The sequence below is a fragment of the Aromatoleum evansii genome, assembly GCF_012910805.1.
In the GTDB taxonomy this organism is placed as follows: Bacteria; Pseudomonadota; Gammaproteobacteria; order Burkholderiales; family Rhodocyclaceae; genus Aromatoleum; species Aromatoleum evansii.
Map to the genome: position 1 here is coordinate 1 of NZ_WTVK01000320.1, position 382 is coordinate 382.

The 382-nt window shown below is 70.4% G+C and carries 1 protein-coding gene; it reads right to left on the reverse strand.

The window, feature by feature from the left end; genetic code table 11:
• Nucleotides 1–382 (reverse strand): hypothetical protein (locus tag GO615_RS30170; RefSeq protein WP_500676359.1); only part of this gene is annotated, 382 nt, incomplete at both ends.

Sequence of the window (382 nt, forward strand, 5' to 3'; positions counted from 1 at the left end):
GCGAGGATGCGTTCGCGGGCGACGTCGCCGCCGTTCTTCGCGGCGCCGAACGCGTCCGCGACGACGCTCGAACCGAGGCGCGCGGCCTCCATCGCGTACGCGATGCCCTCACCGTTGAACGGATTGACCATGCCGCCGGAGTCGCCGACGAGCATGAGGCCGTCGGCGTAGTGCGGGGTGCGGTTGAAGCCCATCGGCAGCGCCGCTCCGCGGATGTCGCCGACCATCGTCGCGTCGCCGAACGTCCACTCGGGCGGCATCGTCGCGACCCAGCGGCGCATGACCTCGCGGTAGTCGGTCTTGCCGAACGCCTTCGAGGTGTTGAGGATGCCGAGGCCGACGTTGCTCGTGCCGTCCCCGACGCCGAAGATCCACCCGTAGC